At 70.5% G+C, this 1,198-nt stretch carries 1 protein-coding gene; it reads left to right on the forward strand.

The window, feature by feature from the left end:
- Positions 1 to 53 precede the first annotated feature (53 nt).
- The coding region (locus tag ACZ4NB_RS38715; protein ID WP_467667753.1) for a polyketide synthase dehydratase domain-containing protein at positions 54 to 1,198 on the forward strand (1,145 nt) is incomplete at its 3' end.

A 1,198-nucleotide genomic window follows, 5' to 3' on the forward strand; every position in this document is an offset into this window, starting at 1 on the left:
AGGGTGTGCCGGTGGATTGGGAGGGTGTGTTCGCGGGGCAAGGTGCCCGGCGGGTGGCCTTGCCGACGTATGCCTTCCAGCATCAGCGGTACTGGCTGGAGGAGACAACAGCGACCGGAGACCCGGCATCGATGGGCCTGAGCTCGGCGGACCACCCGCTGCTCGGTGCGACGCTGCCGCTGCCCGGATCCGACGGAGTGGTGCTCACCGGCCGTCTCGCGTCCGGTACGCAGCCGTGGCTGGCCGACCACACCATTGGCGACGCCACGCTGCTGCCTGGTACCGCCTTCGTGGAGCTCGCCCTCCGGGCGGGTGACCAGGTCGGATGCGACCGGATCGAGGAACTGACCATGAGCACGCCGCTGGTCCTGCCTCAGCGCGGCGGCGTGCAGCTCCAGGTGTCCGTCGATGGCGGCGACGAGGCCGGCCGCCGAGGCATCACCGTGTACTCCCGCGCCGACGCGGAACCGGAAGCGGCCTGGACCGAGCATGCGACAGGCACATTGGCGGCAGACACCGGTGAGTCGCACACGTTCGACCTCGTGCAGTGGCCGCCCGCCGGGGCCGAGGCGGTGGCGCTCGACGGTTTCTATGAAGGGCTGGCCGAAGCCGGTCTCGACTACGGGCCCGCGTTCCAGGGGCTGAGGGCCGCGTGGCGGCGCGGGGACGAGGTCTTCGCCGAGGTCGCACTGCCCGGACAGGACGCCGCGGACGTGGGACGTTACGGACTGCACCCAGCACTGTTCGACGCCGCTCTGCAGACGGTCGCGGTACGGGGCACCACCGGCGACGGACCTCGGTTGCCCTTCTCCTGGACGGACGTGCGACTCCATGCATCCGGAGCCACGGCACTTCGGGTTCGGGTGCATTCACAGGACGAGGGCGCTGTATCGCTGGACATCGCGGATGCGTCCGGGCTTCCGGTGGCGTCGGTAGCACGGCTGGCCCTGCGGGAGTTCGCCGCGGACGGGCTGACCACGTCGTCGGCGAGGTTCCGCGACTGGCTCCACCGCGTGGACTGGGCTCCCGTGGCTGTTCCTGCCGTGGCTGATGTGTCGTCGGTGGTGTGGGAGGGGTTGGGTTCGGTCGGTGTGGTGCCGGACGTGGTGCCGGATGTGGTGGTGCTGCGTGTTGGTGGTGGTGCGGGCCCGGAGGTGGTGCGGGCGGAGTGTGTTCGGGTGTTGGGGGTGTTGCAGTC

This window comes from Streptomyces sp. NPDC026575 (assembly GCF_055567415.1).